This window comes from Streptomyces sparsogenes, from assembly GCF_001704635.1.
Lineage (GTDB): Bacteria > Actinomycetota > Actinomycetes > Streptomycetales > Streptomycetaceae > Streptomyces > Streptomyces sparsogenes.
The window spans coordinates 1-6,346 of record NZ_MAXF01000135.1 but is presented as its reverse complement, the minus strand read 5'-3'; the positions used below and the strand labels follow the sequence as shown (position 1 = coordinate 6,346).

At 73.7% G+C, this 6,346-nt stretch carries 5 protein-coding genes and 1 pseudogene; 3 read left to right on the top strand and 3 right to left on the bottom strand.

What is annotated here, in order from left to right:
- Positions 1-472: SAM-dependent methyltransferase (locus BBH68_RS27980; protein ID WP_174589104.1), on the top strand; the 472-nt coding region annotated here is incomplete at its 5' end.
- A gap of 85 nt (positions 473-557) precedes the next feature.
- Here the strand turns inward: BBH68_RS27980 and BBH68_RS27975 are convergent.
- Positions 558-1,958, bottom strand: coding sequence for a sensor histidine kinase (locus BBH68_RS27975; RefSeq protein WP_065966488.1), 1,401 nt, complete (start codon positions 1,956-1,958; stop codon positions 558-560).
- Between the two features lies 1 nt (position 1,959).
- A complete protein-coding gene (locus tag BBH68_RS27970; RefSeq protein WP_065966487.1) occupies positions 1,960-2,670 on the bottom strand; it encodes a response regulator transcription factor in 711 nt (236 codons plus the stop codon).
- 229 nt (positions 2,671-2,899) lie between these two features.
- Between BBH68_RS27970 and BBH68_RS27965 the strand changes: the two genes are divergently transcribed.
- Positions 2,900-4,171, top strand: a complete 1,272-nt coding sequence (locus tag BBH68_RS27965; RefSeq protein ID WP_065966486.1) for a glycosyltransferase — start codon at positions 2,900-2,902, stop codon at positions 4,169-4,171.
- A gap of 4 nt (positions 4,172-4,175) precedes the next feature.
- On the opposite strand, the gene BBH68_RS27960 is transcribed toward BBH68_RS27965, so the two are convergent.
- Entirely contained in the window at positions 4,176-5,639 is a 1,464-nt protein-coding gene (locus BBH68_RS27960) for an SDR family oxidoreductase (RefSeq protein ID WP_065966485.1), read from the bottom strand.
- 291 nt (positions 5,640-5,930) lie between these two features.
- Between BBH68_RS27960 and BBH68_RS27955 the strand changes: the two are divergent.
- A pseudogene (locus tag BBH68_RS27955) lies at positions 5,931-6,335 on the top strand (alpha-galactosidase); the annotation flags it as partial.
- Positions 6,336-6,346: the final 11 nt, after the last annotated feature.

Genomic DNA, 6,346 nt, shown 5'->3' with positions numbered 1-6,346 from the left:
CGCCCAGGCCCTGCTGAACGGCACTCCCGAGGGGCGCACCGCCTACATCCAGGCGGATGTGCGCCGGCCCGAGCGCATTCTGGACGCCCCCGAGCTGCACGAGACGCTCGACCTGAGCAAGCCGGTGGCGCTCTCCCTCAACGCGCTGTTCCACTTCATCCCGGACAGCGACAAGCCGTACGAGCTCGTCCGGCAGCTGGTCGAGCCCCTGGCCCCGGGCAGCTATCTGATCCTGACCCACTGCACCCCGGACTTCGCCCCCGAGACGTGGGAGAAGGTCATCGACATCTACGCCAAGGGCGGCATCCCCGCCCAGGTGCGCAGCAGGAGCGAGGTCGAGGCGTTCTTCGAGGGCCTGGAGCTCATCGAGCCGGGGGTGCAGGAACCGCATCTGTGGCGGCCCGACGGCGAGCCCCCCGCGCTCGACAGCGCGGACGTGTCGTTCTGGGTGGGGGTGGCCCGCAAGCGCTGAGGCCCCTCACTGATCCGGGCTTCACGGATCCGGGCTTCACGGCTTCAGGCTTCAGGGGCTTCAGGGCTTCTTCGGGCTTCAGGGCTCACGGCTGTCGCGTGGTGTCCCCGACCGTGAAGCCCACCACCGCGCCGCCGCCCGGCCGCCGCTCGGCGAACACCGTCCCGCCGTGGGCGGCGGCCACCTCCCGGACGATGGCCAGCCCGAGCCCGGAGCCCGGCAGGCTGCGGGCCCCGGGCGCGCGGTAGAAGCGGTCGAAGACCCGCTGCCGGTCCTCCTCCGCCACCCCGGGACCGCGGTCGAGGACCGCCACCCGGCCGCGGCGGACGACCACCTCGATGGGCGCGCTGCCCTCCTCGTCGAACTTGGCCGCGTTCTCCACCAGATTGGTGATGGCGCGCTGGAGGGCCCCCGCGCGGCCCTCGACGACGGTGTCGTCCGCGGTCACGGTGATCTCCCGGCCGGTGCGGCGGCGGGCCAGGCCGGCCGCCCGGTGCGCCACCTCGCCGAGCGGCGTGGCCACGCTCGGCTCGTCGTCGCGCTGCCCGGCCGCCAGGCTGACCAGCTCGTTCACCAGGTCGGTCAGCTCCCGGGTCTCCCCCGTGAGATCGGCGAGCAGCTCCTCGCGGGCCGCAGGCGGCAGCTCTTCGAAGCGGCGCAGCAGCGCGATATTGGTCCGCAGCGAGGTGAGCGGGGTGCGCAGCTCGTGGCCGGCGTCCTGGACCAGCCGCCGCTGGTCGTCCTTGGAGCGGGCGAGCTGTCCGAGCATGCCGTCGAAGGCCCGCCCCAGCCGGCCCACCTCGTCCTCCCCGGTGACCGGCACCGCCACGTCCATCCGTCCGGTGGCCGTCACGCTCTCGGCGATGCCGGTCAGCCGCACCAGGCGCCGGGTGATCCGCCCGGCCAGCCACCAGCCGACCACCCCGGCCGCGGCGATGGCCGCGCCGACGAACAGCGCGGTGCGCTTCTGGAGCTCCCGCAGCAGGTCCTCGCTGTCGCTGAACTGCTGGGCCACCTGCACCGCGCCCCGGCGGGCGCCGAGCGAGACGGTGGCCATCCGGAACTGGTCGTCCCCGATCTCGACGTCCCGCCGCGCCACCAGGCCCGCCGTGCGGGACGCCGCCATCCGGCGCTCGGCGTCGCCCACCGGCAGGACGGGGCTTCCCCGGTCGGCGACGGTGCCCGTGGGGCGGATGATCTGGATGTCGGTCCCGGTGGGGCGGCGGAGGTCGTCGCGCGGGCCGTCGTGGTCGGGGTCGTCCTGGACGTAGACCTCGTAGCCGAGCGGCTGCTGCCGGACCTGGTTCCGCAGGTCGTGGACCACCCCGCCGAAGACGCTCTGCTGGTCGGCCCGCACCAGCCTGGCCGCCGCGCCGTAGCTGAGGAGGCCGACCAGGAGCGTGACGGCGGCGGCCACCGCCGCGAAGGAGATCGCGAAGGTGACGCGCAGGCTGGACCTGGGGCGGCGCGGGAGCGGGAGCCGCACGTCACGCCTCCCTGAGGGTGTAGCCGACGCCCCGTACGGTGTGGATCAGCGGGACCAGGCCGGGCTGGTCCACCTTGCGGCGCAGATAGCCGATGTAGACGGCGAGGTTCTTGGACCCGGGGCCGAAGTCGTAGCCCCATATGCGGTCGTAGATCGTGGCGTGGTCCAGCACGATGCCGCTGTTGCGCGCCAGCAGCTCCAGCAGGTCGAACTCGGTGCGGGTGAGCTCCAGCTCCGTCCCGGCCCGCCACACGCGCCGGGCGGAGGGGTCCAGGCGCAGGTCGGCCACCTGGGTGGTGCCGTCGGGACCGGGCTCCTCCCGCGCCGGCCCGGGGGCCGGGGCGGCGCGGCGCAGCAGGGCGCGCAGCCGGGCGAAGACCTCGTCCACCTCGAAGGGCTTGGCCACGTAGTCGTCGGCGCCCGCGTCGAGACCCTCGATCCGGTCGGCGGTCTCCACCCGTGCGGTCAGCATGAGGATCGGGGTGCGGTCGCCCTCCGCGCGCAGCACGCGGCACACCTGCAGCCCGTCCAGGCCCGGCATCATCACGTCCAGCACGATCACGTCCGGGCGCTCGCGGTGGACGGCGGCCAGCGCCTCGATGCCGTCGGGGACGGCGGTGACCCGGTAGCCCTCCAGCGACAGGGCCCGCTCCAGCGCGTGGCGGATGGCCCGGTCGTCCTCGGCGAGCAGCACGGTGTTGTACGTCGTCACACCCCGAGTCTGCCAAGCCGGACCGGCGACGGGCGTCGCAGGGCCCCCCGTGGCCTGGCTTCTTACCCGGCTCTCACCTTGTTCACGCAGCCGGTTTACCGTGGCCGGTCAGGGTATGCGCAACGATCCGGGGGCCTGCGGTCGCCACGTGGCGAGGCCGCGGACCGATCGCCGCCGGCTGCCGCCGGGTGGTCGCCCCCGGTGTTGTCACCGGCCGGAAAGACACCACATGAAGATCGCATTCCTGCTCCACAACGTCTACGCGATCGGCGGAACCATCAGGACCACGCTGAACCTGGCGGCGGCCCTGGCCGAGCGGCACGATGTGGAGATCGCCTCGATGCAGCGGCACCGGGAGACGCCGCGCTTCACCGTGGACCCCCGGGTGCGGCTCGTCCCGCTGGTCGACACGCGTCCGAGCGGCCTCGACGCGCTCGACCCGCGGCTCGGCGAGCCCGCCCGGGTCTTTCCCTCCGCCGAGAAGCGGTACCGCCAGTACAGCCGACTGCACGACGAGCGGGTCGAGGAGTACCTGCGCGGCTGCGACGCCGATGTGATCATTGGCACCCGTCCCGGCGCCAATGTCTACATAGCCGAGTTCGCCCCGCGCGGGGCGCTGCGCATCGCCCAGGAGCATCTGCGGCACGACGCGCACAGCAAGGCGCTGCGGGCCGAGCTCGCCCGCCACTACCGCACGCTCGACGCCGTGGTGACCACGACGGAGGCGGACGCGGCGGTCTACCGGGCGAAGATGCCGCTGGCGGGCGTACGGACCCTCGCGATACCCAACAGCGTGCCGGCGCCCTCGGTCAGCCCCTCCGACGGCACCGCGCCGGTCATCGCCGCGGCCGGCCGGCTGGTCCGCGGCAAGCGCTTCGACCTGCTGATCGAGGCGTTCTCGGCGGTGGCCGCCAAGCGCCCCGAGTGGCGGCTGCGGATCTACGGCGGGGGCGCCGAGCAGGAGCGGCTGCAGGACCTCATCGACCGGCTCGGCCTGTCGGAGAGCGCCCGCCTGATGGGGCCGCATCCGTCGATCGAGGCGGAGTTCGCCAAGGCGTCGCTGGTCGCGGTGGCCTCGGACGCCGAGTCCTTCGGCATGACGATCGTCGAGGCGATGCGCTGCGGGGTCCCCGTGGTGAGCACCAACTGTCCGCTCGGCCCCGCGGAGATCATCGAGGAGGGGGTCACCGGCCGGCTGGTGCCCACCGGGGACAAGGACGCCCTCGCCGCGGCACTCTTGGACCTCGTCGAGGACGCGCCCGCCCGCCGGGCGATGGGCGCGGCCGCCCTGGAGGCCGCGCGGGCCTACGACCCCGAGCCGATCGCCCTGCGCTACGAGCGCCTCTTCGAGGACCTGGCGGCCAGCCGCCTCCCCCGCGCCTGGCGGCGCGGCCGCGCCGCGGCCCGCCGCCGCGCGGGGCGGGTGGCGCGCCGGTGGCTCGCCGCGGCCCGCCGGGCGACCCGCCCGGCCGCCCCGGCGGCGCGCGCCGGGCGCCTGTGAGCGGCTACCAGTCGGTGGGGGCGTAGTCCTTGAGGAAGCAGCCGAAGACGTCCTCGCCGCGCTCGCCCCGCACGATCGGGTCGTAGACCCGGGCCGCGCCGTCGACCAGGTCGAGCGGGGCGTGGAAGCCCGCGGCGGCCAGCCGCATCTTGTCGGGGTGCGGGCGCTCGTCGGTGATCCATCCGGTGTCGACGCTGGTCATCAGGATGGAGTCGGTCTCGAACAGCTCGCGGGCGCTGGTGCGGGTCAGCATGTTGAGGGCGGCCTTGGCCATGTTGGTGTGCGGGTGGCCGGCGCCCTTGTAGCCGCGGCTGAACTTGCCCTCCATGGCGGACACGTTCACCACGTACTTGCGCCGCGCGGGCGAGGCCGCCATCGCCGGGCGCAATCGGCTGACCAGGATGAACGGCGCCGTCTCATTGCACAGCTGCACTTCCAGCAGCTCCACGGGGTCCACCTGGTCCACCCGCTGGATCCAGCTGTTGCTGTCGTCGAGGTCGGGCACCAGCCCGCCCGCGTCGATCGCGGTGCCCGCCTCGATCCGCGCGGGCGAGGCGGAGCCGCTGGTCAGGGCCAGGTCGGTGAGGTCCTGCGCGCTCAGACCGCCGCCGGGCGCCGCCGCGGGCCCCGGCAGGGCCGCCTGGGCGCCGCTGCCGAAGGCGCCCAGGACCACGGCCTCGGGCAGCTCTCCGGCGGGCAGCGGGGCCGACTCGCCCGCTATGAGCTCCGCGTACGCGGCGGGCGAGCGGCGTACGGTCTGCGCGGCGTTGTTGATCAGGATGTCCAGCGGGCCCGCGGCGCTCACCGAGTCGGCCAGCGCGATCACCTGGGCAGGGTCCCGCAGGTCGATGCCGACGATCTTCAGCCGGTGCAGCCACTCCCCGCTGTCCGGCATGGCCTTGAAGCGGCGGACGGCGTCGTTGGGGAAGCGCGTGGTGATGGTGGTGTGGGCGCCGTCGCGGAGCAGCCGCAGCGCGATGTACATGCCGATCTTCGCCCGGCCGCCGGTGAGCAGCGCCCGGCGGCCGGTGAGGTCGGTGCGGGCATCGCGGCGGGCCCGGTTCTCGGCGGCGCAGTCCCGGCACAGCTGGTGGTAGAACGCGTCGACCTCGACGTAGCGGGCCTTGCAGACGTAGCAGGAGCGGGGCCGCTGGAGGATGCCCGCGATCGGGGTGGTCACCGAGCTGGCGAGGGCGCGGCCCAGCGTCTCGTCGTCGATGCGGTCGGCGGCGCCGGTGGCGGTGGCCTCGGTGACCGACTTGTCGTGGGCCGTCTTCGCGGCCCGGCGCTCCTGGCGCCTGCGCTGCTTGACCATCCGGTAGATGCCGGAGGTGGCGCGGCGCACCGTGATGGCGTCGGGGTGGTCGAGCGGCAGCCGGTCGAGCTCTTCGAGCACGCTCAGGCAGGTCGCCAGACGCTCCGGGTCGATGCCCTGATCCTCGGCCCGGCCGTCTTCAGTCACCGTCATCGCCGCTGCCGCTTTCTGCTTCGCCTGTGCCAGGGCGGGGGTGCCCTAGGTGGTGGGGTGGGGGGTAACGGCGAAACTTTACGGAAACGGGGGCTTCGGCGCCAAACCCGGGGCGCTCACCCCCGCCCGGGCCTGCGGTAGACGTAGCCGGGGCTGGGGCCCGGAGGCTGGGCCGGGGCTGGGGGCGGGGGCCGCCGCCGGGCAGGGCAGCTGGCCTGTACCAATCCTTGACTCCCCGAGCCACACCTCCTACCTTCACGCGGTGCATCACTGCGTCCGGAGGAGATGATCATGCAAGGAAACGCACGATCCGGCGGACTCCGCTCGTTCCTCGCGGCGGCCACCGCCACCGCCACCACCGCGGCCGCCGCCGTCACCTTCACGCTCACCGCCGGGGCCGGCCAGGCCGCCGCGCTGGACAACGGACTGCTCCGCACGCCCCCCATGGGCTTCAACAACTGGAACGCCACCCACTGCGACGCCTCGTTCAACGAGTCGATGGTCAAGGGGGTCGCCGACGCCTTCGTCTCGCTCGGCCTCAAGGACGTCGGCTACGAGTACGTCAACATCGACGACTGCTGGGCGGAGCCGAGCCGGAACGCGAACGGCGATCTGGTGCCCAACCGCACCCGCTTCCCCAACGGCATCAAGGCCGTGGCGGACTACGTTCACTCCAAGGGCCTGAAGTTCGGCATCTAGCGCCGGCA